Source organism: Rhodococcus sp. 1168 (assembly GCF_002091955.1).
GTDB lineage: Bacteria > Actinomycetota > Actinomycetes > Mycobacteriales > Mycobacteriaceae > Rhodococcoides.
Window position 1 is genome coordinate 79,025 of record NZ_MKKY01000059.1, and the last position, 25,481, is coordinate 104,505.

Here is a 25,481-nt window from a genome sequence, read left to right on the forward strand (position 1 = left end):
GTGTTTCGCACTCACGGCCTTGGGTATCAGAGACAGTGGCACTGAAGCAGATTGGTGCCTCGATGTGTAAGAGCAGCCAAAGTCTGGAGTCCGAATGTCAATCGACGAAACTACCGAGTCCGTGATCTGGCTCGATCCGAGCCCATTCGACAGTTGGTGGGATCGAGTGATGAGTCAGAGCCCCGTCGCTCCGGCCGGCGGAAACTGATAGTCGGTTTGGCCGCTCGAAGGCCGACTCTTGCATGAAATGCGAAGGTGTAGTCCCATGAAGGCATTTACCTGGCACGGTAAGCGTGATGTTCGCGTCGACTCGGTTCCCGACCCCATCATCGAAAAGCCCACGGACGCCGTTATCGAGGTCACCTCGACGAACATCTGCGGCTCTGACCTGCACTTGTACGAAGTGCTGGGCGCTTTCATGAACCCAGGGGACATCTTGGGTCACGAGCCGATGGGCATTGTTCGTGAAGTCGGTAAGGAGGTTACCAACTTGGCTGTCGGTGACAGAGTGGTGATTCCTTTCCAGATCTCGTGCGGTAGCTGTTTCATGTGTGATCGCTCGTTGTACACACAATGCGAGACCACCCAGGTGCGCGAGCAGGGAATGGGTGCGGCACTGTTCGGTTTTCCGAGCTGTACGGCAGTGTCCCAGGAGGACAGGCCGAGTATCTGCGCGTTCCTCAGGCACAGTTCACCCACATCAAAGTTCCATCAGGAGCACCGGATTCGCGGTACGTGTACTTATCGGACGTGCTTCCGACGGCGTGGCAGTCCGTTGTGTACGCCGACATCCCGCCTGGGGGTTCGGTGACGGTTCTCGGTCTCGGTCCCATCGGAGATATGGCCGCCCGCATTGCAACCCATCTCGGCTTCGACGTCATTGCTGTCGACCGAGTTCCCGAGCGACTCGCCCGTGCACAAGCCCGCGGAATCCGGACGGTCGATCTCGCCCAACACGCGGGGGAGCTCGGCAAGGTGATCCGAGATCTCACCGATGGGCGCGGTACCGACTCGGTGATCGACGCCGTCGGGATGGAAGCACATGGTTCACCTGTTGCAAAGGCTGCGCAGCAGCTCACCGGTCTGCTACCGGACTTTCTTGCCAAGCCGATGATGCAGAAGGCCGGAGTCGACAGACTCGATGCGGTGTACTCCGCGATCGACATCGTTCGTCGTGGCGGCACCATATCGCTGATCGGCGTCTACGGCGGGGTTGCCGATCCACTTCCTTTGCTCACCATGTTCGACAAGCAGATTCAGCTGCGTATGGGCCAGGCCAACGTGAAGCGGTGGGTAAAGGACATCATGCCTTTGCTCGGTGAGGAGGATCCATTGGGTGTCGACTCGTTCGCAACCCACACTCTGCCCCTCGAGCAGGCCCCGCACGCGTACGAGATATTCCAGAAGAAGCAGGACGGCGCGGTCAAGGTCATTCTGAAGCCCTGAGTGGCTATGGGGGCGAAGGGCCTTCGCCGATCAGAGTCCAGGCGGCGAAGGGTTGTCGGGTGACAGCCTGTTCTCGTCCAAAAGTGACTCCAACAACCGGACTGTCAAGTGCACAACTTGGTTTTCTTCTGCGCCCGCTAGCTCGTCGAGCGTTCCAGCTGCGCGTCCCAACGCGATGCCAGCCAACACTGCCACTGCTATCTGGGCTCTCAATCGTGGGGAGTCGAGACCTGCCTCCTCCATCCGATCTTGTATTCCCGCAGTGAGTTTGGCGTCGATTCGAGCTGTCGCTGCGGTCTGAATCGCTGGATCGTCGTGTGCACGAACAACCGCCTGCAGTACGGGGCTCGGTCCGACCTGGGTAACACGCCGGATCGTTGCCTCGATCCGAGCTGGGTCGAGCATGTCCGAAAGATGCGGATTCTCGTTTTCCGTCGGCAGGGTTTGGATATACAAGGCAGCCTTGCTCCCGAAATAGCGGGCGATCAAGGCAGGATCAGCGCCGGCTTTCTCGCCGATCTCGCGGATGGTCGTTCGCTCGTATCCACGCGCACCGAACAGTTCGGTTGCAGCTTCGAGAAGATCCTGCTTGGTGCGGTCGGAGTCGCGAGCGCGGGCTACCTGGCGTGTCTGGGTCATCGTGAATCCTCACTCTGTCCTCGGCGGCTGGCGATGTCGTAGGCAAAGCCGCCGGCGGCGGCTGATTCGATGCTCTCGTCGACCAATCTGGCAGGCAGTTTTTCGGCGCGGCTGCCTCGGCAGGATAAAGCAAAAGCCAGGATTGCCGTGCCCGTCCAAAGGCCGATACCGACGATGGCAGTTGCCGTGTAGCCAGCACTGTCCGGGAACGTCTGCCCGGGGGCTGTATATACCGCAAGCACGGTGGCGCTCAAAGCGCTGCCTACTGCACCACCGACCGTGCGTGCTACTTGGTTGACTCCTAGTGCGCTCCCGGTTTCGTGCGGTGGGACCGCGCTGACGATGAATGCAGGCATAGCGGCGAAGGTGAACCCGATACCGAGACCGGCTACACCCATGAGTAAGAACACGACCCACAGTTCGTCTCGACCGAACAGAAATAGCGTGAGCGCACCGGAGAAGGCCATCGCACCGATCGGCATGATCATCGATCTGCTGATCCACCGCTCGGCCAGGGGAAGGAGCCTGTTCGCAAACACGCTCGTCAACGAGAACGGCACGAGTACGAGGCCTGCCACCATCGCAGACCGACCGAGTCCATAACCGGTGTCGGACGGTGTCTGTACGAAGCGGATGACCGCCGATGACAGAACGAACATCCCGATACCGGCGAAAAGTCCTGTGACGTCGGCAGTCAGGACCGCAGGTTTGGACAACAGCCGCAATTCGACGAGCGGGAATCGAGTCCGCAGCTCGTGGAAAGTCCAGCCCACGAGGACTGAGAGGCCCACCGCCGCACATCCGATTGTCTGGAACGAGGCCCAACCCCAGTAGCTGCCGGAGGTGAGCGCAATCAACAACAGGGTCAGGCCGATTCCGATGAGCACTGCACCGACGATATCGAGCGGCTTGTGCGGTACGTGCCGGCTGGATGGAACCGAAGTGATGCCGCCGACCAACACCGCGAGCGATGCCACAGAGGCGACAACGAAGCATGCGTGGTAACCCCAGAGGTGGGCAATCACCCCGGTCAGTGGGTAGCCGAGACCGATGCCGGCTACCGCGGTCACCGACAATGCCGCGACGGTGCGTCTGGCCTCGATCGGTGTCAGATGATCGCGAGCTACGGCCATTGCGAGCGGCGCGAGCCCCAGCCCGACGCCTTGGAGGCCACGCCCGATGAGCAGGAGCGCGAGGTTGCTCGGGATTGCAGCCAGGACACAACCGATGAAGACCACGGACAACGCTCCGATGATTACGGGTCGTCGGTGTGGACCGTCTCCGAGACGGCCGAGTATCGGAACGGTAACGGCACCCACCAGCATCGTTATCGTCAGTGTCCACTGCGCGCTCGTGAACGAGACCGAGTATGCGTCCGCCACTGTCGGGATCAACGGTGCGCCGACGCTGCTGACGATGGCGACGACGGTACAAATCGCAGCCAAGACCGGCACGAACCCCCGGGGGTTCGCGAGCTGTTCCTCCGGTTTGTCATCAATCGATGTCATCGCTTGATGTTATACCCGGTTCCGTGTTCGGGTCGGATCGAATTTGTGCGTATGCAGACGGGGATGGATAGGAATGCGGGCACGACGGTCATGGACGGTTTACCGCGCACCTGATGTCTCGATGCCTTCACGTGGGTGTTCGAGGCGCGGATTGTGGGTAGCCACTTATGGCATCACACTCGAACTGGGGGAGCCTCGGATGAGCGAACTGACACTGATCGGGCACGAGGAACTGGTGATTCGTCAACGATGGGAGGTCGTCGGTATCGTCGACGACGTCCTGGTTGACCCCTGGCTCATCGTTGGCAGTGTCTTCCTTCGGTGAGACGACGGCAGTCGTGGGCACGTAGCTGTTCCTGATCGGCAGTGTCGAGCGAGATCTGGGCTCCGCTGCAATCAGCTGCCTTATGGTTCCGAAATCAAAAGGAGAAGATAGTGATCTTCATTGTCGTTCAGTTCGAGACGAAGCCCGAGTGGACCGCGCGCTGGCCTGAACACGTAGCCGAGTTCACCGCTGATACACGCGCCGAGGCAGGCAACTTGTGGTTCGAATGGTCCCGAAGCCTCGAAGACCCATCCGTCTATGTGTTGCTCGAGGCCTTCCTCGATGACGAAGCCGGTGGTGCCCACGTCAACAGTGATCACTTCAAGAAGGCAATGAGAGAACTCCCGCGAGCTCTTGCGTCGACGCCCAAGATCGTCAGTCAGAGTGTGGATGTAACCGGGTGGGGCGAGATGGGTGAAATGTCGGTCGACGCGCAGTAGTCGATTCAACCGAATTTCTTCGATCGTCTCTCGGCGTGAGATGTGTCACCGAATGGCATTCTGAAGCGCGACTCTACCCTCACGGGAGAGTAGGTTCGTGAACATAACTTTGCGTTCAGGTGCGAGCAGTCTGTGCCTATCTTGGCATTTTGCCCTCGACTCCGGCAAGCGTTCAACACCTCGCATCTTCGGATCACCCCACATTCCTCGACAGAGAATGGAGCATCTACATGGCTTCCGCGGCCACCGCAGCGCAGACGATCGAACCACAATGGACGGTATGGTCTGCCCTGCGATCGCCGAGACGGTTGCGAATCGAGGTTCTCGCCGGGCTGGTGGTGGCTCTGGCACTGATTCCAGAGGCGATCTCATTCTCGATCATTGCCGGCGTCGACCCGCGTGTCGGACTGTTTGCGTCGTTCACCATGGCGGTGACGATCTCGATCGTAGGTGGTAGACCCGCAATGATTTCGGCCGCCACCGGTGCAGTCGCGTTGGTAATCGCGCCTCTGGTGCGGGACTACGGCGTCGAGTATCTGATCGCGACCGTCATTCTCGCCGGCGTGCTGCAGATACTGCTCAGCGTGGTGGGGGTCGCCAAATTGATGCGCTTCATCCCACGCAGCGTCATGGTGGGATTCGTCAATGCGCTGGCGATACTAATCTTTGTCGCCCAGGTTCCGCACCTTCTCGGCGTCCCATGGCTGGTGTATCCCATGGTTGCCATCGGGATCGCAGTAATGGTGTTCTTGCCCAAGATGAGCACCATCGTCCCTGCGCCGCTGGTCGCGATCGTGTTGCTGACGGCGGCGACGATCGTGTTCGCGCTGAGTGTTCCCAATGTCGGTGACGAAGGGGAACTCCCGTCGAGTTTGCCGTCACTACTCATTCCTGACGTTCCACTCACATTCGAGACACTGAAGATCATTGCCCCGTATGCGTTCACGATGGCCATCGTCGGTCTGCTCGAGTCGCTGATGACTGCGAAGTTCGTCGACGACATCACCGACAGTCACTCGAACAAGACCAGAGAGTCCTGGGGTCAGGGTGTCGCCAATATCGTCACCGGATTCTTCGGCGGTATGGGCGGTTGCGCGATGATCGGACAGACGATGATCAACGTCAAGACCTCCGGTGCGCGAACTCGGATCTCAACTTTCCTTGCAGGTGTGTTTCTGCTGATTCTCGTTGTCGGTCTGGGCGACATAGTCTCACTGATCCCGATGGCTGCATTGGTAGCGGTGATGATCATGGTTTCGGTCGGCACCTTCGATTGGCACAGCATCTCCCCAGCAACTTTGCGGCGGATGCCCATGAGCGAAACCCTTGTCATGGTTGCCACGGTCGCGGTCACCGTTGCGACCGACAATCTCGCCTACGGGGTGGCGGTCGGCGTCGTGACCGCGATGGTCTTGTTCGCGCGACGCGTCGCGCATCTGACCGAGGTCGTAAATGTGGCACACCCGGACCCGGACACCCGCGTCTACGCGGTGCATGGCGAGTTGTTCTTCGCCTCCAGCAACGACTTGATCTACCAGTTCGATTACGTCGGTGACCCTGCCAATATCGTGATCGACATGTCGTCATCACACATCTGGGATGCGTCGACCGTCGCGACTCTCGATGCGATCACCACCAAATACGCAGCCAAGGGGAAGATCGCGACCATCGTCGGGTTGAACGAGGCCAGCGCGCAGCGACACGGGTTGCTGAGCGGTAATCTCGGCGCAGGGCACTGACAGGTACGCGCGTGACAAGAAGGAGCTATGCGGCTATGCCTGAACGCGAAGGCGAACCGGCACAGATGCAGATCGGCAACGTCGCAGCGCGAACCGAGCTGTCCATCAAGACAATTCGGCACTACGACGATGCGGGTTTGGTGACTCCATCGGCGCGAAGTAGAGGCGGGTTCCGCTTGTACACCGAATCGGATGTGCAGCGGTTGCTCGTCATACGGCGCATGAAACCACTGGGATTCACGCTGGGGGAGATGCGCGAACTTCTTGCCGCTCTCGACGCTCGAGCAGATGGATCCGCCGACCACGAGATACGAGCAACTGCTGAGCGATACGTCGACGAATGCCATCGTCGCGCCGAAACCACGTGCGCCGAATTGCGAACACAGCTCGCTTACGCCGAAGAATTCACTGCACTCCTTGCGCAGCCCTGATCGTCACACTCCGGCAACACCCAACAGTTGTCCGATCAGGTAGGTCACTATCATGGCCAGCGCGCCGCCGATGACGATGCGCCACATTGCAGGGCCCGGCCTCGAACCGCCCAGGCGCGCGCTGACCTGGCCGGTCAACGCCAGCGCCAACAGAACCGCCACGAAGGTCACCAGAATTCGAGCTGATGCCGGTGGCGCGAGTATCGCAATGAGGGGCAACGCTGCGCCCAATGTGAAGGACAGAGCAGACGACAGTGCCGCCTGAATCGGGCTGGTCAGGTTATCCGGGTCGATATGGAGTTCGGCGTCGACGTGCGCTGCGAAAGCGTCGTGCTCGGTGAGTTCGTGAGCGACAGTGAGGGCAGTTGCCCGGCTGAGCCCCTTGCTTTCGTAGATCGAGGTCAGCTCTTCGAGTTCCGCGTCGGGATCATCACGCAGCTCCATTTCCTCCTTGGCCAGTAGGGACCTTTCGCTGTCCCGTTGGGTGCTCACCGACACGTACTCGCCAAGTGCCATCGACACGGCACCTGCGACAAGACCGGCGACGCCTGCGGCGAGTATCGGTCCCCGCTCGGACGAAAGTGCCGCAACACCGACGACGAGTCCTGCCGTGGAGACTATTCCGTCGTTGGCGCCGAGCACACCCGCGCGCAGCCAATTGAGCCGTGACGTCAGACCGTCGTCGTGCTGTTCCCCAGGGTGGGCTGCGTATTTCTTGTCTCCCCGGCCGTTCGACTCGCTCATAGTGCAAACGCTAGTTTCGATCTCGGCTGCGCGCCAGCAATGTAAGGCTTCCCGTAGTCCGTCTGGCGGCTGTCGCCGTGCCCCCCTCGCCTCATCGGTGTTGTCATTCGGTGTAGGAGGACTCATGATTCGAAGCGCAGGCTGCGGGGTAAACACCTATCCGTTTCATCGTCAGCTTCGCAGGCGAGGTGAAGCGCAATGTCAGATGTGTTGTCCACACTGTGGTGTCGAGTAGATCGGGAACGGACGTATGGCACGTACACGTATTCGCGTTGTGGGGCGCGGGCCCATGCTTGTGGACGGTCCGGTGGAGATCACCATGCCCGACGGATCGCAGGTCGTCTCGGACCGCAGCGTTGTCGCGCTCTGCATGTGCAAGCGGAGCAAGATTTATCCGTTCTGCGACACCAGTCATCGTGCTCGCCGAGAGCGGACACCTGCAGCGACAATCGGTCGAGCCGTCGACGACGCCGTCGAGTAGACCGGCTCGCCGTTGAACACCGTGACAGGCCGTCGAGGCACCGACCGATTCTGTGAACGACCATCGGTCAAAAGTCGACGATTGCCGAGATGTGTGACTCCAAATTGATTCGCACCCTTCCCGACGGCGGCGGCGTGCCCAATCCGAACGCCCGTACCACTGCCGCAACCGAAGCGCCGCCGAGTGCGACATCGCTGCCGAGTTGGGGCCAAGTGGACAGCGACACTCCGATTTCCGGTAGCGAAGCGAGCATCCTGGGAGTCAATTTCGTGGGGTCGAGAATCCGCGCAGCCAGCGGTGCCTTCTGCTCGGGCGTGATGTCAGCCAGGGAACGGGCATCGAGGTCTCCGAGGAGGCCGTGTAGCAATGGTCTGGCCGGTTCGAGATCGAATCGCTCGACATCGAGTATTCCGCCGTCGCTGGTCTCCATCACAACTGGTATGCCTCGACTTCTGGCGGCCTCACGGAGAGTCAACTTCGCGTCGAGCGAATCGCATTCGTCGATTACGATATCGAGTCCGTCCATGAACGTGTCCATACTGGAGGCGATCAGACCTTCCGGGTGCGTAATTACTGTCAGGTATGGGTCCAATTCAGCGATTCGGCGTGCTGCGACCGTGGTTTTGTTGATGTCCAGGTCGAACACCGATGCTGGGACTCTGTTGAGATTGGACAGGTCCAGTATGTCGAAATCGGCGAGTCTGAGCTCACCGCACAGTCCCTCTATCGCGATAGTGTGCGCCACGGCGTGCCCCACGCTGAGTCCGACAACACCCACGCGCAGTTCGGTCATCCGCTCCTGCTCGGAGAGGGTGATCTTATTTCTGTTCCGGTCCAGTCGCAGAGTCCGAAAGGCTTTCGGCCCGAGAAGCTTCACGAGGGAGTGTCTCCACGGATAGTGAATCCACCGTTGTGGCTCGTCGAGGACCTCTGCCGGTGGGCTGGGCAAAAGGCCTATCAACGATTCGAGTTGGTTTTGCGACGCGTCGAGAATCCGCATTCCGGGTAGGGCCGCTAGTTCCTCGAAGGTCGTTGCATCGCTCTCGAGGGCCGAATTCAAAATCCGATGTTCTGACACGTGGCTCTCACTCTTCTCTTTCGGAGGCTCGAGCAGGTGCTCCGCTGTCGTCAAGATATCCGATCCGGGTGCGCTCGATGTTCGCGGAGGTCCGATAGCACTGCAAACAAGTGGCGAAAGCATCGACAGAGTGCATCGCCGGCACCGGAAATTTCATTATCCGCAGTGCTGCGACCAAGATTTACGAAGTTCGAACAGTCAAATGTTTCACGACCAGGAAGAATTGCCTGGTGCCACTTGGTACATGAACTGTCGGCGCCCGATAGCGTCGGCTTTTACCCCCTAGCCGGGGATATTTGGAACCCGGCATGTCTTTCTAGGAGAAACCGTGTCTGCACCTACGACAGTCGACTACCGAAATACAACCACTACCGCGAACTGGGGTTCGCGTGCCGCCCGGTTGAAGCTTTCAGGGATGCGTCGGCCCGTCGACGCATCATTCGGCCCGAAGTTCAGCCACTGCGAGGGATCTATGACTCTCGTTGCGGCAATGCCTTCTGCAGCGCCGGACCTCTGGACGAGGTATGTCGACGGTGCTTGGTCGTCGTACTCGCGCCACGGTGTGACGTGTGCTCTCGACATCGACGAAGTGGAATCGGGCGCGACGACAGCGTTGTTCTATGTCGTTCTCGGACCGGACGGGGATATGCTCGGTGGTGTTCGGGCGCAGGGTCCTTATACCTATGTCGAGCAGTCGCATGTTCTGACCGAATGGGCGGACTCACCGGGGCTCGACGTGGTCAGAAGTCAACTCAGGACTCGACTTCCGCACGGAATCATCGAGATGAAGAGCGCATGGGTACGAGAAGGGGCGCCGGCACGGGTGATTTCGGGACTGTTGGCGCGAACGGCTCTGCCGACCATCGAACTGACGGGGAGCAGGTATTTGTTTGCAAGTGCTGCCGACCATGTACTTCGTCAATGGGAAACATCCGGAGGGCGAATCGACACAACTGTGCCCGCTGCTGCGTATCCCAGCGATCAGTACCGCACTCGTTTGATGTGGTGGGATCGGGAGACCATTGCACGAGAAGCTCATGCAGAGGTCTGGGGCCTTATGGAAAGCGATGCGCGCGCATTGACCGGAAACGGTTATCACTCTTTTGCAGTCGCATAGTGGACATCGACGCTCCGGCCGCGGGGAACTATCTCCGAGGGGACAACGATTCATCGATCTGCCGCGTCGAGTTCCATGTGACCATAATCGTGCCGGCGTGGGACGCACGGTCACGGCCACTGGATTTGGCTACGTAGAGGGCGTTGTCCGCTGCGTGCATGAGCGTATCGATGACTTGCTCGACGTGGGGACTCTCGAAATCCCCGTTGATACTGAGCCTGGGATCGAGGACAGCGCGGACGTCGGCCGTCACCGATCCGATACTGACGGTGACCTCGCATTCGGAGCGGACCCGTTCCAAAATGTTCGATTCGAAACAACGATTTTCGGTAAGGGGGGTCAATACCAGAAATTCTTCGCCACCGATGCGAGAGACGATCGTTCCTTTCGATCCTGTCTCCTCGGTTGCATGAACGAGGGCATCAGCAATAGTCACGAGTATGAGATCGCCTGCAGCGTGGCCATGACTGTCGTTCACGGCCTTGAAATGGTCGATGTCGATGACATGGGCGGACAACTGGCTGCGGCTGTCGCACGTCCGGTCGAGCAACGCTTCGACCTGTGTCATCATGCCGCGGCGATTGAGCAGACCCGTGAGCGGATCGGTGTTCGCCAAGACATTGAGGCGCTTGTTGACGGTGAGTAGAGACCGGCGAAGCGTCGCGATCAGAATCACCGGCACCAGCACAGATGTTGCTCCCGCACCGATAGCGACGATAGTGACCGCAAAGCCTGAGGGCGACAGACTGACGAAAGACAACCACGTCGCCATTGCCACCGAACCTGCGGTGAGCGCAGTAGTCATGCGGGGCGATGAACCGGAGGCTGCAATTGCAGGTACAACGGCAAGCAGCGACGTCACTGCCCGCGTACCGGCGGGATCGGCGATGAGGTAAGCCGAAATTGCGACGCCGATCATGCCTCCTGCACCGAGGGCAGCGAACTGCCCATCTGTCAGTTTGCCGATCTGCGCGGCGTACAGCACGGTAATCGCGGTGAAAACGACGATCGCAGTCAGAAGGGGTAGCGCACCCTCGCGAAGGAACGATGGTGAGATCAGCGCAATTGCCAGTAGCGGCAGCGCCCCAGAGGCGCTCGTGATCACCATCGTTGTCCGCGTGTCGAATCGCGTCCAGAACGACTTCGATTCGGACTTGGTTCGGCGCAAGATGGCGCTCATGTATCAGTCGCGCTCATGTATCAATAGCCTCGGTTCGCCGCCGGATGTAGCCGACAGCATATCGCGGGACAGTCAGCCCGACGATCTTGATGCCCCGGCGCGGTGGACTTTTTCTATCGCCGTGATGGCAGGCTATGTCGCGAGCGGGGTTTGCGGCGAGGACTGAATCAGTAGACGCTTGATCACCTTGCCGGTAGCTGTCCGCGGAAGCTCGTCGAGAAACGTGACGTCGCGAGGCACCGAAAATCGGCTCAGCCGATTTCTGATGTAGAGACGAACCATGTCGTCGTCCAGTCCTGCGGTGCCGCGCATCACGACGAATGCGGCCAGTCTCTGACCGTATTCCTTGTCCGATACACCTACCACTGCGACCTCGCCGACCTGAGGAAGATGAGCAATCGCATCCTCGACAGGACCAGGAAAGACGTTCTCTCCACCTGAGATGATCATCTCGTCGTCCCGCCCGCAAACGAACAATCGGTCATTGCAATCCAGGTAGCCCAGATCGCCGGTGTCCATCATGTCCGCCCCCAGGCCCGCTGTGACAGCAGGCGTAGCGCCGTTGGTGTATCCGTTGAACAGCATGTCGTTACCCACGAAAATTCTGCCGACGGAGCCGCGTGGAACCGGATCCCCTCCGCCGTCGAGAATGGCCAGAAGAGTTCCGAGCGGGGGTTTTCCGGCCGTCGTAGGCGCAGCTCTGAGATCGGCAGGCCCAGCGACCGTCGCCCACGACACCTCTGTAGAACCGTAAAAGTTGTACAGAACGTCACCGAAGGTGTCCATGAAACGAGTGACCATGGATCCTGCCAGAACCGATCCGCTGCATGCGACTACCCGCAGACTCGAGGTGTCGTACCGCGCACGGACGTCTGCGGGCAACTCGAGGATGCGTTGGAGCATGATCGGCACCGCTATGACCGAGGTGCAACGATTCTCTGCAATCGCTCGCAAGCAGGATTCAGGTTCGAATCTGTCCTGCAACACAACCGTCGATCGCAGCGGTGTACTGAGCTGAAGTGCCGCGAGACCCCAGCTGTGGAACAGCGGGGCGGCGATCATCATTCTCTCGTTCACCCGCAGCGGCATCTTCGACAACATCGCCGCGATCGTTCCGAACCCCTTGGCTGTGGGGCGGAATGCGCCTTTGGGTGTTCCACTCGTTCCGGAGGTGAGAACCACCAGCGTTCCTGGGTGTTCGGGCCGAACGAATGTCGCGGACGGGGGTGCCACCAGCTGCTCGAGCAGACGCCTGCCAGGCACGGTCGAGCGCGAGGAGAGGCTGATTCTTGGCACTTCCTGGGCCACATGCGAGACGATCGAGTCGAACTCGTCGTCGGCGAACAATGCTTTCAGCTGATGGTGGTCGGCGATACTTTCGATCTGGCGTGCTGCCAGGCCGGTGTTCAACAGCACCACGTCTACCCCGAGCAATCCGCAGGCGACGGTGCATTCGGTCATCGCGATGTGATTGCGCGCCAGCACCCCGACGGTATCTCCGGAGCGCAGACCCATCGTGTACAGACCCGCAGCTATGCGGTGTGAGCGCTGATGTACTTCTGCGAACGTCCGAGTCCCTCGGTCGTCGATAAGTGCGATGGCGTCCGGTGATGTCGCCGCGGAGGCACCGAACCCGCCGCCCAGTGTGAAACCCCATCTGGACAACGAACTCAGTTGTCGAAATGCGAGATCTGGGCGTGCAGTGCGGATGACACCGGTTTTGTACATTGTCTTGGCGATATCGAGTTGCATGGTCCTGGGGTTGCCCGAACCGGAAAGAATAGAGGTCGGCTTCCCCGCCAGGTAGTCGGCAAGGTGCGCGAACCCTGTTCGCAACCAGTCGCATACAACGCCGTTGCGGTCGGGAACAGGGGAGTACGCACCGTTCAGAGATGCTTTGAACACGGTCACGTCGACTGTGCATCGCCCGGGGGAAACCTCGGTGAGGTGGACGTTGACGAATCCACCGGAATCGAGATGAGTGATCGACATCGTCGTTCTCACATAATCGAGATCGAGCCTCAGAGCGTGATCGATACCGTCGGCCCTGGCCGTGAACGCTCCCGGAATCGACTCCGAGACCGGCAGGCAGGACTCGAGCCCCATGAAGAACCGGCAATACCATTCCGGCGCAGTCACGATTTCCCAGACTTGATCTTTCGAATGTTCGAAGTCGATGGTCACATCGATCACGTCGGACAACATAGCTGTTCCGCCCCCAGTCAGACGTGCGCCCCACCAGTGCGGGGATTGCTTGATCCAAACCCAATATCGGATGGTAGACGGCAACGTGCACGCCTGAGCAGCGTTCGGGAAAGGTTTTTCAGATCAGGCTGGACGCGCCCGAGTGCCACGCCGTCAGTACTCGGTCACCCAGCGCAGCGTCGACGAAATCGAGTGCGCGCATCCCGAAGACGATGTCGGACTCGAGATGGGGTTCGGTACGAATGAGGCCGCCGACGACGTCGTGACGCAATAGTTGCTCGTGCACGGCGTCTGCTTCGACGTGCTCGGCGTAGAACGCGATGCAGGCCTGCGGTGCAGCCAGCCGCTCGAGGCCGGTGACCAACCGCTGTGACCCGGGCGAGGACGTGATCTCAGTGGCAGCGAAGTGCCCGACCGTCGCGCCGCGCAGTCCCCGGTGCAGACCGAAGAGTGACATCAAATTGACCCAGGCGAGCGTCTCGGCAGGCACTCGATCGGTATATCCGAGGTAAGTCGAATCAAGGTCCGCGGCATCCATGAGGTCTGCCCACAACTTCTGATGTACTCGCTCACCGCGCCCGCCGCCGTACTCGTCGAACTCGACCGCAACGTACGACGCTTTTGCCTGTCCGTGCAGCCGAGGGATCGCCCATGCGTGCGGGTCGGCTTCCTTGAGATGGTAGATCGACCGGTGAACGAAGTACTCGCGCATGTGTTCCCACGAACCTTCGTCGCGCAGATACCAGGAAGGCCCGGTACCCGAAGAATGCGCTACGGACAAGTGCTCCATTTCGGCAGTCGCGTCGTCGCCTGGCTCGACGCTGTCGCGAAGATACGACATGAACGACCCTTCCAAGCCTGCGCGGAATCGCAGCACATCCGGATCCCATTCCCAGCGGTCGTCGACTCCGGCGAAGCCTCGGTAGTGCAACTCGTAGCAGATGGCCAACGCCACATGGAGGTCCCGAGACATCGGATCCACTCCACCGGCAGTAGGGGGCGCAGTTGTCGACTTACCGGTGATGAAGTCCATGACACCGGCCGACAAGGGGCCACAGGGTGCAGGTAGGGGAGGCGACGACACGAGTGCAGTACTTGTCATCGGTCCTGTCTACCCCTTCCGGCCGAAGCCAATCTCCTCTCGGGCGTCAGAGAGGAGATTGGCGAGGGCACAGGCCGCCCGCCACAACGGTTGACCTGCTGCGTCGGACGGACGATCATTCTGCTCAGACCAGATCGAAGCGATCCAGCTGCATTACTTTGTCCCACGCAGCGACGAAGTCGTGCACGAACTTCTCTCGGGCATCGTCCGACGCGTAGACCTCGGCCAGGGCGCGCAATTCGGAGTTCGAGCCGAAGACGAGGTCGTTACGGGTACCGGACCACTTCACTTCTCCCGTCGCAGCGTCCTTGCCTTCGTAGATGCCGTCCTCCGACGTCGGAACCCACTCTGTGCCCATGTCGAGGAGATTGACGAAGAAGTCGTTGGTCAAAGTGCCCGGACGCGTAGTCATGACTCCGTGTTCGGACTGCTTGTGGTTTGCTCCCAGCGCTCGAAGACCGCCGACCAGCACGGTCATCTCGGGCGCACTGAGAGTTAACAGGTTCGCCCTGTCGACCAAGGAATACTCGGCCGGAAGACGCTGGCCTTTACCCATGTAGTTGCGGAATCCGTCCGACCTGGGTTCGAGAGCGGCGAACGACTCGACGTCCGTCTGGTCCTGGGCAGCATCTGTACGCCCCGGAGTGAACGGCACCGTGACATCGTGGCCGGCGCTCTGCGCGGCACGTTCGACGGCGGCACACCCGCCGAGGACGACGAGGTCGGCGAAGGAGATTCTCGCTGTTCCCGCGGCATCGAAGTCTTCCTTGATGCCTTCCAGAACACGAATGGCGATTGCCAGTTCATCCGGTTCGTTGACCTCCCATCCGGCCTGTGGCTGCAGGCGAAGACGACCCCCGTTGGCTCCTCCACGCTTGTCACTGCCCCGAAACGACGACGCTGCAGCCCATGCTGTGGAAATCAACTGTGGTCCGGTCAGTTCCGAACCGAGGATGACGGTCTTCAGCTTTGCGATGTCGGCTTCGCCGACCGGTTCATGATCACGCGCCGGGATCGGGTCCTGCCACAGGAGGGTCTCGCTAGGGACTTCTGGTCCGAGGTAGCGGGAGACGGGCCCTAGGTCACGGTGGGTCAGCTTGAACCAGACCTTCGAGAACTCCTCTGCCAGTTCCTCCGGGTGATCGAGCCAACGTCGAGTGATCTGCTCGTAGATCGGGTCCACACGCATCGCGATGTCGCTGGTCAGCATCATCGGAGCGTGCCGCTTGGCCGGGTCGGCAGGGTCGGGAACGAGATCGAAAGCAGCGCCGTCCTTCGGACGCCACTGCCATGCACCACCCGGACCCTTGTGGACCTCCCACTCGTAGCCGTACAGCGTCTCGAGGAAAGTGTTGTCCCAGGTCGTCGGAGTCGGCGTCCAGGTACCTTCGATGCCACTGGTGATGGCATCTGCGCCGACGCCCGTGCCGTAGCTGTTCTTCCAGCCGAGACCCATCTGCTCGAGCGGTGCGGCCTCTGGCTCTGGGCCTACGTGTGGCTCGGGATCGGCTGCACCATGAACCTTGCCGAAAGTATGGCCGCCGACTGCCAACGCGGCGGTTTCGATATCGTTCATCGCCATCTTGCCGAACGTGTCGCGGATGTCGACGGCGGAACCCGCGGGATCGGGTTCGCCGTTCGGGCCCTCGGGGTTGACATAGATCAGACCCATTTGGACAGCGGCCAGAGGATTCTCCAGTTCCCGCTCGCCCGTGTAGCGCTCGTCGCCGAGCCATGTCTGTTCCGGACCCCAGTAGACATCCTCGTCGGGCTCCCAAACGTCGACGCGGCCGCCGGCGAAGCCGTAGGTCGGCAACCCCATCGACTCGATCGCTACGTTGCCGGTGAGGACGATGAGATCGGCCCATGAGAGCTTGTTGCCGTACTTTTTCTTGACAGGCCAGATCAGTCTGCGAGCCTTGTCGAGACTTGCGTTGTCCGGCCAGCTGTTCAGCGGAGCGAATCTCTGCATTCCCGCGCCTGCACCGCCGCGTCCATCCTGGATCCGGTAGGTGCCCGCCGCATGCCAGGCCATACGTACGAAAAATGGTCCGTAGTGACCGAAGTCCGCAGGCCACCACGGCTGTGAGTCGGTCATCAATGCCGCAAGGTCAGCCTTGACCTCGGCAAGATCGAGCTTGGCGAACTCTGCGGCGTAGTCGAAGTTCCCGCCCATCGGGTTACCCACAGCTGGGTTCTTCTTGAGAATCCGCAGATTGAGGCTCTGTGGCCACCAATCACGGTTGCTCCCACCCTCACTCGGGTGTAGCTGCCGATCGTGTAGAGCTGGGCAGGCGCCTCCCTCTTGGGGCTGGTCCTGATTCATTTCTTTTTCGCGAGTGGTGTGGTCTTCGGACACGAGATTCCTTCCGGGGCTGACGGATCGAACCGATCATGAATGTGATCGTGAACTCTGTGGGGACTTGCAATCGGGGCAGATGCCCCAGAACACGACCTCGGCTTCGGATACCGCGAATCCCCGAGTGTCGGACGCGGTGAGACACGGAGCCGATCCGACCGTGCAATCGACGTCGGAAATGGCCCCGCACGAGGTGCACACGAGGTGGTGGTGGTTGTCGCCGACTCTGGACTCGTACCGCGCGACGGAACCGGCGGGTTGGATGCGTCGAACGAGCTGTGCGGCCGTCAATGCGCTGAGCACGTCGTAGACGGCCTGTCTCGAGACGACCGGCAGTACAGCGCGAACTACGGCATGGATGGACTCGGTGTCCGAGTGCGGGTACGTGTGCACCGCGTCGAGTACTTCGATGCGAGGGCGCGTGACACGAAGTGCTGCATCGCGCAACATCTCCCGGTAGTGGGCCCTCGAGGTCACCCCTGTGATACGACTCTCATTTCTTGAACAAGTCAAGTATTCGCCCGATGGTTCGAAGCCTCCGTCGATCTCGAACTCGTGGTAGACAGATCGCGTTCGGTTGAGCGTTCGAGGTCGGGTGGTCGGAGATGGTGGGCAACAGTAGCGTGTGGTCGCGCCCGAACCAATCGATGCGCCCGTCGTCGATCGTCAGCGTCCTGTTCGTTCTCGGCATGGTGACCAGTTGGCTTTTGCTGTACTCGGTCAGCATTCTCGGTGCGCTGTGGAGAATGCGGGAGCCCAACGCGCCGGCCCCAGTGCTGAGCGTGTCGGATCAACGTGCCGACCTTGTTGTGCTGGCGGTCCAAATGTCGTTGGGGTTCATAGCCATCGGGCTGACACTCCTCCTACGACGACGTACTCTCGCCGCAGTGTTGCCCGAGCGCCGCGGAACCGCTCTCGATGCGTCCATCGCATGGTGCGCGGCCATCGCAGGTGCATCAGCGGTCGTGTTGGTTCTCGGCCAGCTAGGTCTCGTGCGGTTCGACTTCTCGGTGCCGGCGGTGGTGGCGTCCCCATGGTTGGCGGTTGCTTCGGCGTTGGCCACCGGGTTGCGTGAAGAGCCACTCCTAGCGGCGCTGCCCGTTCTCCTTCTTGCGGGTCGTTTGCCGATCGGATGGATTATGGTTCTCGCCGCCACCATGCGGGGCCTGCTCTACGTTTACCCCGGCTTCGGGGGGTTCGTGTGGGCGTTCCTATGGGGCGCAGCCGCGGTGTGGGTCTACTTCCGGTTCCGAAGACTGTGGGTCCTCATACTTCTCCACGGTCTGGTGATGAACATGCAAGCGCTCGACCGTGTCATCTCCGACGACAACGCAGCGACCATTTTGCAATGGTGCAACATACTGGTCCTTTTCGGTGCGTTGCTGTATTGGCTCGTACCTCGTGCGCTCGACGCGGTGCTGCCGGGCGAATCGGAGACCCCGTCCGTCGACGGACACACCGGCTCGGACGCGGTCGCCGTGCACGACGTTCCGCCGACAGTGCAGCTTCCCACCGAAGATGCAGACAGAGTGTGACCGGTCGAGCGATCGAAAGAGATTGTGGGATATGGCAATGAGCACAAGGCGATCAGCCCGACGCCTCGGTGAGTCGTTGCCTGGCATCGGTATATGTATGGGCGCCGGGGTAGGTATCACTATCGGCGTCGCCGTCGGCGGCGCGCCCGGTATAGCGGTCGGAATCGTTGTGGGCGCAGGTCTGGGACTGGTTGGGGGGTCGATCGCGTCGTTATGTGGACCCGGTATTCGTGCGAGAGCTCGGCGTCGCGCGATGAGTAGGATGTAGCAACCGTTCCGCACACCGACCGAGGAGTTGTCGATGCCCGAGTTCGACCAGCAGGTCGTCGCGGCGTTCGGCATCCATTGTGGCGTTTCCGGTGGTCGATCCAGCGGCGAAGTTCTGTGCAACGTTCGCGTAGTGAAATCCGTCCCGACATGGATTCTGTCGTGATCGCGGCCGAACGGCTGGAACGTTCGTCGATCGTGTCCGCATTGTCGGAATTCGATTCTCAGCGGATGGCGGTCGGCGACATGCGAACAGCCGCTGTGGCGATAGCTATCGGTGGTGAACCGAACCGACGACGGATGCTTCTCACCATGCGTCCCTCGCGTCTGCGAGCTCATCCGGGGCAGTTCGCCTTGCCAGGAGGTGGCATCGACCCGGGGGAGTCGGCGGAGGACGCTTGCCTGCGTGAACTAGGCGAGGAGCTGAACCTGCATGTTTCTCCGCAGGACATCCTTGGCCGGCTCGACGATTACAGCACTCGATCGGGGTATGTGATCACGCCTTTCGTCGTGTGGGTGGGCGATACGTTGAAGCAGGTCGTGCCGAACGTGGTCGAGGTAGAGATGGTGTACGAGGTCGACGCTTCGGAGATCGATACAGACCCGAGGTTCGTGGCGATCCCAGAATCGGACCGGCCCGTGATCCAGTGGCCGTTCCGAGATTCGCTGGTACACGCCCCGACCGGTGCAGTCGTTCACCAGTTCCGCGAAGTCGTTTTCCATCGGCGTCACACTCGCGTGGCAGACTTCGAGCAACCGGTGTTCGCGTGGCGGTGACTTTTCACCCCGCGTGTGGGTACCAGTCCGGCCTCAATCAGGGCGTCGACGACAAAGGATCGAGGTGTGGGTGGTGAGCGATCCGGGTTCCGATGCCGATCTCAGCAGCAGAATTCTCACCGTGCCCAACGTGCTCAGCACGCTTCGGTTGCTGGCGATTCCACTGTTCCTCTATCTGCTCCTCGTTCCTGAGGCAGACGGATGGGCGCTGACAGTTTTGTTGCTCAGCGGAGCAACCGATTGGCTCGACGGAAAGCTTGCACGGGCGCTCGATCAGTCATCGCGATTGGGTGCGCTTCTCGACCCGTTGGTGGATCGACTGTCGGTCGTGAGCGCGCTCGCTGCATTCGTTGCCCGTGGGATCATCCCGTGGTGGGTGGCGGCGATTCTGATCGGACGCGACCTCGTCCTCGCAGGTACTTTGCTGATCTACCGCAGGCGCGGACTACCGCCCCCAGAGGTGATCTATCTGGGGAAAGCAGCAACCTTCGTGATCATGGTCGCACTACCAGTACTTCTCGGCGCCACCGGAGAATCGGTGGTGGCGGACGTGCTCACGCCGATCGGATTCTCGCTGATCATTTGGGGGACGGCACTTTATGCCTGGACCGGAGTGCTTTACACCTACAAAGCATCGATCGTGGCGAAGACGATCCCGAGGAGCCAGAATCAGCGTGTTTCGTGATGCGTAAACCACCGATACGCAACCCGACGCCTTCACTGCTGAAGTCATTGATGAGCGAGCACCTCGACCCAGGGTATGCAGCGGCTTCGGCGACCAAGGCGTCGAGAACCCCACGCCGGACCCCTACAGACGTGGTTCTTGCCGTCGTCGGCGTAGTACTCATAGGCAGTGTCTTCGGTGTGGCGCTGTCCCGGGTCGACGTCCTCAGGTCGGACGCGTCCGGTCAGGTGCACGACTTGGTGGAGACCGTACGCGAGGCAGAAAGCCGGTCCGACACTATGGAACGAACTCGGGCGACTCTCGCCGGCGAGGTCGAGTCGGCCCGGTCGAGCGTCCTACAGAGCGACAACGACGGCGCATCGATTCTGAGTTCGCTGAGGCGAATCGAGTCTGCGGCAGGTGCTGAAACCTCGTCCGGGGCAGGCATTGCCGTTGTGGTCACCGAGCCGCCCGCATCGGAAAACCTGTCCGACGTTTCACAGAAGAAACGTGGAAGGTCTGCGGCCACTGTGCTGGATCGAGATCTTCAAGTGGTCGTGAATTCACTGTGGGCGAGTGGTGCCGAGGCGATTGCCGTCAACGGTATTCGAATCGGCCCGAACGTAACGATCAGACAGGCGGGTGGCGCCATGCTGGTAGACAACCATCCGGTCTTCTCCCCGTACGAGGTCGACGCAATCGGGTCGCCTGAGCAGCTTCAGGTTCGATTCGCGGTAAGTGATGCCCACCTGAGAATGTCAGCGCTCACTCAGCTCTACGATGTCGGGTTCGAAGTGCGGTCCGAGGATTCACTCGAACTGCCCGCAGCCGCAATCAGGACTGCACCGCGTGCACAGCAGGAAGGCGGAAGGTGACACAGGAACGTAACGAAGGGGCAGCGAATTCTATGTCCGACGACCGTGCCACACATGCTATGAACAGGCGAGGCGGCGGGCTGGTTCTGCTGGCATTCCTGGCTCTCGGGATCGGGGTGCTGATCGGAACCGTGTCCGGCCCGCAGATTCCCGGAGCAGTCGCTCCCTATCTACCGATCGCCGTAGTCGCTGCGCTCGATGCGGTGTTCGGCGGACTCAGAGCTTATCTGGACGAAATCTTCGATTCGAAGGTCTTCGTCGTCTCGTTCGTCTTCAACGTGCTCGTCGCAGCACTCATCGTGTGGCTGGGAGATCAGCTCGGAGTGGGTACACAGCTGTCGACGGCCATCGTCGTGGTTCTAGGCATCCGGATCTTCGGTAATGCCGCAGCCTTGCGTCGTCGACTGTTCGGGGCCTGACCGCAGTGGCAAGAGAGGGAAAGCACGAGTTCCACGCCGATCGGCGCCGACGCAGGGCGATCGTGTTCGGTTCGTTGACGATCGTGTTGATGATCGCCCTCGGGATCGGTTTGGCGGCGCAGGTTCGCGTGAACGACAGCGAGAACTCACTCGACAGCGCGCGTCCTGGAGATCTTCTCGTCCTTCTGGACAATTTGGGTCGTCGAGAAGCAGCGCTCCGTGAAGACATCACGTCGCTACAGGACACCCTGGTGACACTGCAGCAGGAGGATGGCGGCTCTGGTGCCGCGCTCACAGAAGCGCGCGAGCGTCTCGACGCCTTGTCGGTACTCGTAGGGACCGTGCCTGCAACGGGTCCCGGCATCGTGATGACGATAGAAGACCCGCGGACCGGCGTCGGTTCGGAGGTTCTCGTGGACGCGTTGCAAGAGCTGCGAGCGGCGGGCGCGGAAACGGTGCAGATCGCAGGCAGTGACAACGATGGGGTTCGTATCGGATTGGACTCGTGGATCGCGGGGAGTGCAGGGGCGGTCGTTGTGGACGGACAGAAGGTAAGCGCACCGTTCGTCTACACCGCAGTCGGCGATCCGGCGACGCTGGCCGCAGCGTTGGATATTCCTGGCGGGGTGGTCGATACGGTCGCCAGGAATGGAGGTCAATGCCGGATTACCCAATCGAAGCAGGTCACCGTGTCCGCCTTGCGAGACTCATGATCACGTCAATACGCTCATCGAGCAAAACCCAGCATCACCGCCCGGTGAGCTGAGATGAAAGGACTGCCGAATTGAGCGAGATCGAGCTGCCTACCGATTTGTTCTACACACCCGAACACGAGTGGGTGCAGCGAGTGGGCCCATCCAGCGTTCGGGTTGGTATCACCGACTATGCACAGGCGCAATTGGGTGATGTCGTGTTCGTACAGCTGCCTTCTGTCGGTGACGACGTCGTCGCCGGGTCCTCCATGGGCGAGGTCGAATCGACCAAAAGTGTGTCCGACGTGTTCGCGCCTCTGACCGCCAAAGTTATTGCCGTCAATGAAGATTTGGAGGCAGATCCGGAAAAGGTGAATTCGGGACCTTACACCGATGGGTGGTTGGTCGAGCTGGAGGTCTCCTCGGTAGAGGATTTGGACGCGGCAGTGTCAGAGATGCTCGATGCGGGCGGATATGCTGCCACTACGACCGAGTAACCAGCGGACGCGAGCTGAAGCAACCGTCTACACCCATGCCCGTCCGCAAGGTACGGTCGTTGTTGTGCAGTTGTCGTGTCGGGGCGCAGGTCCGTAGGAACACAGAACAAGCAAACTATTTTTGCGATGACCGTGGTGTGAGTCGCCAGGGTGCAGAGGACTGAGAAGGAGAAACGGTGAGCGAGAACGACAACGACGGCATCTACGGAGAGTCGCCAGCGGAAACAACTTCGGTTTTTCGTGCGGATTTCTTGCAGGAGCTGGATAACTCGGCGACGAGCCAGACCTCGGAGGCCCCGGTGTCGGGCGTGGAAGGCCTGCCCGTCGGATCTGCTCTTCTCGTCGTGAAGAGAGGGCCCAATGCAGGGTCTCGATTCCTGCTGGACCAGCCGACGACTTCTGCCGGCCGTCATCCGGACAGTGACATCTTTTTGGACGATGTCACTGTGAGCCGGCGTCATGCCGAGTTCCGTCAGGACGAGGACGAGTTTCAGGTGGTCGACGTCGGAAGCTTGAACGGAACCTATGTCAACCGCGAGCCTGTCGACTCGGCTGTGCTCACCAACGGTGACGAGGTCCAGATCGGCAAGTTTCGCCTGGTATTCCTGACCGGTCCACGCGGCGGCGCCGGATCCCAGGTCGGCGAATCGTCTGCGGGTGCGGGCAGCCAGTGACCGCCGTCGGGCAGCAGTCTCCTGGGGGGATGTCGATTGGCTCCGTCCTCGATCGACTTCGGCCCGACTTTCCTGATGTCACGATTTCGAAGATTCGATTCCTCGAAGCGGAGGGGTTGATTTCGCCCGAGCGCACAGCGTCCGGCTACCGCCGTTTCTCGATCGCCGATTGCGAGCGATTGAGATATGTGTTGACGGCGCAGCGAGATCAATACCTTCCGCTGAAGGTGATCAAAGAGCAGCTCGAAGCCATCGATAGCGGCGTCGCGCGAGTCGAGCGTGCAGAGGATGCGCCTCGTCGACCGCGTGGCCTGAGTATCGCTCCTGGTGAGGTGTCACCTGAAGAGTTTCTCGCCGATCGTGAGGTCAGAGTCAGTAAGGCCGACCTCATGGAACGGGCGGGTGTCGACGAGGCATTCGTGACAGAACTCATTCGAGGCGGCCTACTGACGCCGGGCCAGGCCGGTTTCTACGATGAGGGCTCGATAACTCTCGCGCGGACTGCGAAAGCGATGTTGCAATTCGGTCTCGAGGTCCGGCATCTGCGTGCCTTCAAATTGGCTGCCGATCGAGAAGCCGGTTTGGTAGCGCAAATCGCCGGACCAGTTGCGAAGGGCCGAGATGCCGGAGCACGGGACCGAGCCGAAGAAATGATCAGAGAGCTGGCTGCGCTGTCTTTGACGCTGCACACTTGTCTGGTCAAAGCTGCGGTGCGCGGTGCGCTCGACCGCTGAGCGTTCGCCGCGTTTCGTGTTCATCCCTAGGCCAGCCTCCGCCTGGCGGTCGATTCCAATAGACTTGGATGCAGTGGGCGGACCCAGGCCTGCGGCCCGATTTTCAACGCATATGGGAGGCAGAGGCAATGAGTGAGATGCGTGTTGTCGGTATCCGTGTCGAGCAGCCTCAAAATCAGCCTGTCCTGTTGCTGCGCGAAGCCGATGGAGAGCGGTACCTACCCATTTGGATCGGGCAGACCGAAGCTGCCGCCATCGTGCTCGAACAGCAGGGCGTGCAGCCGGGCAGGCCATTGACGCACGACTTGATCAAGGACTTGATCGGCGCTTTGGGACACACGTTGAAGGAAGTTCGCATCGTGGACCTTCAGGAGGGCACGTTCTATGCTGATCTGGTCTTCGACAAGGACATCCGAGTTTCGGCCCGTCCTTCGGACTCCATCGCGATCGCGTTGCGGGCGGGCGTCCCGATCTTTGCCGAGGAGCCTGTCCTCTCCGAAGCGGGACTCCTGATGCCCAACGAGCGCGAAGACGAAGTCGAGAAGTTCAAGGAGTTCCTGGAGTCGGTTTCGCCGGACGATTTCAAAGCCACGGACGGCTGATTTCCTCGATTCGGTAACGAAAGAGTCTCAACCTCAACTTTAGGTTCAGGTTTACGGCGCGTTGCGTTGATTGTCTCTCCTCGGCCCAATAGCGTTCCCGTTGTGAAGTACGAAGTCGACGATCGTGTGTCGTCGGTTCGCACCGGGGCGTAGTCTTGCCGGATAGCGGAGTGGATTTCACGCAGAAGTACACCGGGATAGCCACCCGGTCGGACCGCTATCGTCATGGTCCGGACAGCAGCGTCGAGACATCCGAAGAGGGAGCAAGTAAGTGGAAGATCAGCCGCAGGGACGCCACCATAGTTCAGCGGGCGCGATGCCGGACGGTGCTGAATCGGTGGATACCTCGAATGCAGATCTGCCGGCGCAGCCCCCATCGGACGCCACGACGACGCCCCTAGTGCCCGACTTTCAGCCGGGGTTGTTCCCGGACGATTCCGTTCCGGACGAACTCGTGGGATACCGAGTCCCGAGCGCATGCCAGATTGCCGGCATCACCTATCGTCAGCTCGACTATTGGGCGCGTACCGGGCTGGTGGTTCCGTCCATTCGCAGTGCAGCGGGTTCGGGTAGTCAACGGCTGTACTCGTTCAAGGACATGCTGGTTCTCAAGATCGTCAAGCGTTTACTCGACACCGGCATTTCTCTGCAGAACATACGAGTAGCGGTAGATCACCTTCGCAAGCGCGGCGTTGGAGACTTGGCAAACATCACCCTGTTCTCCGACGGCACCAGTGTGTACGAGTGCACGTCCGCGGAGGAAGTAGTCGATTTGCTGCAGGGCGGCCAAGGGGTGTTCGGTATCGCCGTCAACGGAGCGATGCGCGAACTGACTGGTCTGATCGCCGACTTCCCAGCCGAGCGTGCAGACGGCGGAGAGTCCGAGACGAGTCCCGAAGATGAACTCGCGTCCCGCCGCAAGACTCGGGCCAGCCGCAAGACAGGATAGAC

At 60.5% G+C, this 25,481-nt stretch carries 27 protein-coding genes and 1 pseudogene; 19 read left to right on the forward strand and 9 right to left on the reverse strand.

The features are described 5' to 3' along the window. Positions 1 to 265 precede the first annotated feature (265 nt). Positions 266 to 1,446 (forward strand): annotated as a pseudogene (locus tag BJI47_RS11520) (zinc-dependent alcohol dehydrogenase). Between the two features lie 30 nt (positions 1,447 to 1,476). Here BJI47_RS11520 and BJI47_RS11525 read toward each other — a convergent pair. Then, positions 1,477 to 2,085 (reverse strand): TetR/AcrR family transcriptional regulator, encoded by a 609-nt coding sequence (locus tag BJI47_RS11525; protein WP_088943852.1) that lies wholly within the window; start codon positions 2,083 to 2,085, stop codon positions 1,477 to 1,479. Then, positions 2,082 to 3,593 carry an MFS transporter gene (locus tag BJI47_RS11530; protein ID WP_088943853.1) on the reverse strand — a complete coding sequence of 504 codons (1,512 nt, stop codon included), beginning with the start codon at positions 3,591 to 3,593 and terminating at the stop codon, positions 2,082 to 2,084. The genes BJI47_RS11525 and BJI47_RS11530 overlap by 4 nt, the downstream gene beginning before the upstream one ends. 199 nt (positions 3,594 to 3,792) lie before the next feature. On the opposite strand from BJI47_RS11530, the gene BJI47_RS24620 reads away from it, so the two are divergent. The 4 genes from BJI47_RS24620 (at position 3,793) to BJI47_RS11545 (ending at position 6,528) form a co-directional block, all read left to right on the forward strand. Continuing rightward, positions 3,793 to 3,918, forward strand: a complete 126-nt coding sequence (locus tag BJI47_RS24620; protein ID WP_254900535.1) for a hypothetical protein — start codon at positions 3,793 to 3,795, stop codon at positions 3,916 to 3,918. A 110-nt stretch (positions 3,919 to 4,028) separates the two neighbouring features. After that, positions 4,029 to 4,358, forward strand: a complete 330-nt coding sequence (locus BJI47_RS11535; protein WP_088943906.1) for a putative quinol monooxygenase — start codon at positions 4,029 to 4,031, stop codon at positions 4,356 to 4,358. 230 nt (positions 4,359 to 4,588) lie between these two features. Beyond that, positions 4,589 to 6,097, forward strand: coding sequence for a SulP family inorganic anion transporter (locus tag BJI47_RS11540; protein ID WP_088943854.1), 1,509 nt, complete (start codon positions 4,589 to 4,591; stop codon positions 6,095 to 6,097). Between the two features lie 35 nt (positions 6,098 to 6,132). Further along, a complete protein-coding gene (locus BJI47_RS11545; RefSeq protein ID WP_254900536.1) occupies positions 6,133 to 6,528 on the forward strand; it encodes a MerR family transcriptional regulator in 396 nt (131 codons plus the stop codon). 3 nt (positions 6,529 to 6,531) lie between these two features. On the opposite strand, the gene BJI47_RS11550 is transcribed toward BJI47_RS11545, so the two are convergent. Beyond that, a complete protein-coding gene (locus tag BJI47_RS11550; protein ID WP_088943855.1) occupies positions 6,532 to 7,272 on the reverse strand; it encodes a VIT family protein in 741 nt (246 codons plus the stop codon). 250 nt (positions 7,273 to 7,522) lie between these two features. Between BJI47_RS11550 and BJI47_RS11555 the strand changes: the two genes are divergently transcribed. Further along, a complete protein-coding gene (locus BJI47_RS11555) occupies positions 7,523 to 7,753 on the forward strand; it encodes a CDGSH iron-sulfur domain-containing protein (RefSeq protein ID WP_088943856.1) in 231 nt (76 codons plus the stop codon). A gap of 67 nt (positions 7,754 to 7,820) precedes the next feature. Here BJI47_RS11555 and BJI47_RS11560 read toward each other — a convergent pair whose 3' ends face one another. Continuing rightward, entirely contained in the window at positions 7,821 to 8,885 is a 1,065-nt protein-coding gene (locus BJI47_RS11560; protein WP_254900537.1) for an Rv1355c family protein, read from the reverse strand. 274 nt (positions 8,886 to 9,159) lie between these two features. Here BJI47_RS11560 and BJI47_RS11565 point away from each other — a divergent pair, with 274 nt between their 5' ends. Beyond that, positions 9,160 to 9,948 carry a hypothetical protein gene (locus BJI47_RS11565; RefSeq protein WP_254900538.1) on the forward strand — a complete coding sequence of 263 codons (789 nt, stop codon included), beginning with the start codon at positions 9,160 to 9,162 and terminating at the stop codon, positions 9,946 to 9,948. 28 nt (positions 9,949 to 9,976) lie between these two features. On the opposite strand, the gene BJI47_RS11570 is transcribed toward BJI47_RS11565, so the two are convergent. The 5 genes from BJI47_RS11570 to BJI47_RS11590 form a co-directional block, all read right to left on the reverse strand. After that, positions 9,977 to 11,128, reverse strand: coding sequence for a GGDEF domain-containing protein (locus BJI47_RS11570; RefSeq protein ID WP_088943858.1), 1,152 nt, complete (start codon positions 11,126 to 11,128; stop codon positions 9,977 to 9,979). 132 nt (positions 11,129 to 11,260) lie between these two features. Continuing rightward, positions 11,261 to 13,333, reverse strand: coding sequence for an AMP-binding protein (locus tag BJI47_RS11575; RefSeq protein WP_088943859.1), 2,073 nt, complete (start codon positions 13,331 to 13,333; stop codon positions 11,261 to 11,263). A gap of 118 nt (positions 13,334 to 13,451) precedes the next feature. Continuing rightward, the gene (locus BJI47_RS11580) at positions 13,452 to 14,435 is read right to left on the reverse strand and encodes an iron-containing redox enzyme family protein (RefSeq protein WP_088943860.1); all 984 of its coding nucleotides are present in this window, start codon (positions 14,433 to 14,435) and stop codon (positions 13,452 to 13,454) included. Between the two features lie 124 nt (positions 14,436 to 14,559). Beyond that, positions 14,560 to 16,761 (reverse strand): catalase/peroxidase HPI, encoded by a 2,202-nt coding sequence (gene katG / locus BJI47_RS11585; protein ID WP_088943909.1) that lies wholly within the window; start codon positions 16,759 to 16,761, stop codon positions 14,560 to 14,562. Between the two features lie 66 nt (positions 16,762 to 16,827). Next, a complete protein-coding gene (locus BJI47_RS11590; RefSeq protein ID WP_088943861.1) occupies positions 16,828 to 17,244 on the reverse strand; it encodes a Fur family transcriptional regulator in 417 nt (138 codons plus the stop codon). Positions 17,245 to 17,399: 155 nt separating this feature from the next. Here BJI47_RS11590 and BJI47_RS11595 point away from each other — a divergent pair, with 155 nt between their 5' ends. The 12 genes from BJI47_RS11595 to BJI47_RS11645 all read left to right on the forward strand — a co-directional run bounded on the left by BJI47_RS11595 (position 17,400) and on the right by BJI47_RS11645 (position 25,479). Next, positions 17,400 to 18,329 (forward strand): CPBP family intramembrane glutamic endopeptidase, encoded by a 930-nt coding sequence (locus tag BJI47_RS11595; protein ID WP_088943862.1) that lies wholly within the window; start codon positions 17,400 to 17,402, stop codon positions 18,327 to 18,329. 301 nt (positions 18,330 to 18,630) lie between these two features. After that, complete coding sequence (locus BJI47_RS24625; RefSeq protein WP_254900539.1) at positions 18,631 to 18,762, forward strand: hypothetical protein; 132 nt, start codon at positions 18,631 to 18,633, stop codon at positions 18,760 to 18,762. Then, positions 18,747 to 19,373: a CoA pyrophosphatase gene (locus tag BJI47_RS11600; RefSeq protein ID WP_088943863.1), complete on the forward strand. Its 627-nt coding sequence runs from the start codon at positions 18,747 to 18,749 to the stop codon at positions 19,371 to 19,373. Before BJI47_RS24625 ends, BJI47_RS11600 begins: the two co-directional genes overlap by 16 nt. 70 nt (positions 19,374 to 19,443) lie before the next feature. Next, positions 19,444 to 20,058: a CDP-alcohol phosphatidyltransferase family protein gene (locus BJI47_RS11605; protein ID WP_088943910.1), complete on the forward strand. Its 615-nt coding sequence runs from the start codon at positions 19,444 to 19,446 to the stop codon at positions 20,056 to 20,058. Continuing rightward, positions 20,058 to 20,912 carry a DUF881 domain-containing protein gene (locus BJI47_RS11610; protein ID WP_254900540.1) on the forward strand — a complete coding sequence of 285 codons (855 nt, stop codon included), beginning with the start codon at positions 20,058 to 20,060 and terminating at the stop codon, positions 20,910 to 20,912. Before BJI47_RS11605 ends, BJI47_RS11610 begins: the two co-directional genes overlap by 1 nt. Positions 20,913 to 20,971: 59 nt before the next feature. Beyond that, a complete protein-coding gene (locus BJI47_RS11615; protein WP_084345395.1) occupies positions 20,972 to 21,331 on the forward strand; it encodes a small basic family protein in 360 nt (119 codons plus the stop codon). Positions 21,332 to 21,336: 5 nt separating this feature from the next. Further along, positions 21,337 to 22,044, forward strand: coding sequence for a DUF881 domain-containing protein (locus BJI47_RS11620; RefSeq protein WP_254900541.1), 708 nt, complete (start codon positions 21,337 to 21,339; stop codon positions 22,042 to 22,044). A gap of 71 nt (positions 22,045 to 22,115) precedes the next feature. After that, the gene (gene gcvH / locus BJI47_RS11625; protein ID WP_088943865.1) at positions 22,116 to 22,520 is read left to right on the forward strand and encodes a glycine cleavage system protein GcvH; all 405 of its coding nucleotides are present in this window, start codon (positions 22,116 to 22,118) and stop codon (positions 22,518 to 22,520) included. A gap of 176 nt (positions 22,521 to 22,696) precedes the next feature. Then, positions 22,697 to 23,194, forward strand: coding sequence for an FHA domain-containing protein (locus tag BJI47_RS11630; protein WP_088943866.1), 498 nt, complete (start codon positions 22,697 to 22,699; stop codon positions 23,192 to 23,194). Then, positions 23,191 to 23,928 carry a MerR family transcriptional regulator gene (locus BJI47_RS11635; protein ID WP_088943867.1) on the forward strand — a complete coding sequence of 246 codons (738 nt, stop codon included), beginning with the start codon at positions 23,191 to 23,193 and terminating at the stop codon, positions 23,926 to 23,928. Before BJI47_RS11630 ends, BJI47_RS11635 begins: the two co-directional genes overlap by 4 nt. Positions 23,929 to 24,056: 128 nt before the next feature. After that, positions 24,057 to 24,530, forward strand: a complete 474-nt coding sequence (locus BJI47_RS11640; protein ID WP_084345350.1) for a bifunctional nuclease family protein — start codon at positions 24,057 to 24,059, stop codon at positions 24,528 to 24,530. A gap of 316 nt (positions 24,531 to 24,846) precedes the next feature. Next, positions 24,847 to 25,479 carry a MerR family transcriptional regulator gene (locus BJI47_RS11645; RefSeq protein WP_088943912.1) on the forward strand — a complete coding sequence of 211 codons (633 nt, stop codon included), beginning with the start codon at positions 24,847 to 24,849 and terminating at the stop codon, positions 25,477 to 25,479. The last annotated feature ends 2 nt before the right edge of the window (positions 25,480 to 25,481 follow it).

Bases quoted from the DNA above. Each gene is read 5' to 3' on its own strand.
- BJI47_RS24625 (WP_254900539.1), top strand. From the start codon at position 18,631: ATGCCCGAGTTCGACCAGCAGGTCGTCGCGGCGTTCGGCATCCATTGT.
- BJI47_RS11600 (WP_088943863.1), top strand. From the start codon at position 18,747: ATGGATTCTGTCGTGATCGCGGCCGAACGGCTGGAACGTTCGTCGATC.
- BJI47_RS11590 (WP_088943861.1), bottom strand. From the start codon at position 17,244: ATGTTGCGCGATGCAGCACTTCGTGTCACGCGCCCTCGCATCGAAGTA.
- BJI47_RS11645 (WP_088943912.1), top strand. From the start codon at position 24,847: ATGCCGGACGGTGCTGAATCGGTGGATACCTCGAATGCAGATCTGCCG.
- BJI47_RS11555 (WP_088943856.1), top strand. From the start codon at position 7,523: ATGGCACGTACACGTATTCGCGTTGTGGGGCGCGGGCCCATGCTTGTG.
- BJI47_RS11540 (WP_088943854.1), top strand. From the start codon at position 4,589: ATGGCTTCCGCGGCCACCGCAGCGCAGACGATCGAACCACAATGGACG.
- BJI47_RS11615 (WP_084345395.1), top strand. From the start codon at position 20,972: ATGAACAGGCGAGGCGGCGGGCTGGTTCTGCTGGCATTCCTGGCTCTC.
- BJI47_RS11530 (WP_088943853.1), bottom strand. From the start codon at position 3,593: ATGACATCGATTGATGACAAACCGGAGGAACAGCTCGCGAACCCCCGG.
- katG (WP_088943909.1), bottom strand. From the start codon at position 16,761: ATGAATCAGGACCAGCCCCAAGAGGGAGGCGCCTGCCCAGCTCTACAC.
- BJI47_RS11595 (WP_088943862.1), top strand. From the start codon at position 17,400: ATGGTGGGCAACAGTAGCGTGTGGTCGCGCCCGAACCAATCGATGCGC.
- BJI47_RS11550 (WP_088943855.1), bottom strand. From the start codon at position 7,272: ATGAGCGAGTCGAACGGCCGGGGAGACAAGAAATACGCAGCCCACCCT.
- BJI47_RS11525 (WP_088943852.1), bottom strand. From the start codon at position 2,085: ATGACCCAGACACGCCAGGTAGCCCGCGCTCGCGACTCCGACCGCACC.
- BJI47_RS24620 (WP_254900535.1), top strand. From the start codon at position 3,793: ATGAGCGAACTGACACTGATCGGGCACGAGGAACTGGTGATTCGTCAA.
- BJI47_RS11580 (WP_088943860.1), bottom strand. From the start codon at position 14,435: ATGACAAGTACTGCACTCGTGTCGTCGCCTCCCCTACCTGCACCCTGT.
- BJI47_RS11610 (WP_254900540.1), top strand. From the start codon at position 20,058: ATGCGTAAACCACCGATACGCAACCCGACGCCTTCACTGCTGAAGTCA.
- BJI47_RS11640 (WP_084345350.1), top strand. From the start codon at position 24,057: ATGAGTGAGATGCGTGTTGTCGGTATCCGTGTCGAGCAGCCTCAAAAT.
- BJI47_RS11545 (WP_254900536.1), top strand. From the start codon at position 6,133: ATGCCTGAACGCGAAGGCGAACCGGCACAGATGCAGATCGGCAACGTC.
- BJI47_RS11575 (WP_088943859.1), bottom strand. From the start codon at position 13,333: ATGTTGTCCGACGTGATCGATGTGACCATCGACTTCGAACATTCGAAA.
- BJI47_RS11570 (WP_088943858.1), bottom strand. From the start codon at position 11,128: ATGAGCGCCATCTTGCGCCGAACCAAGTCCGAATCGAAGTCGTTCTGG.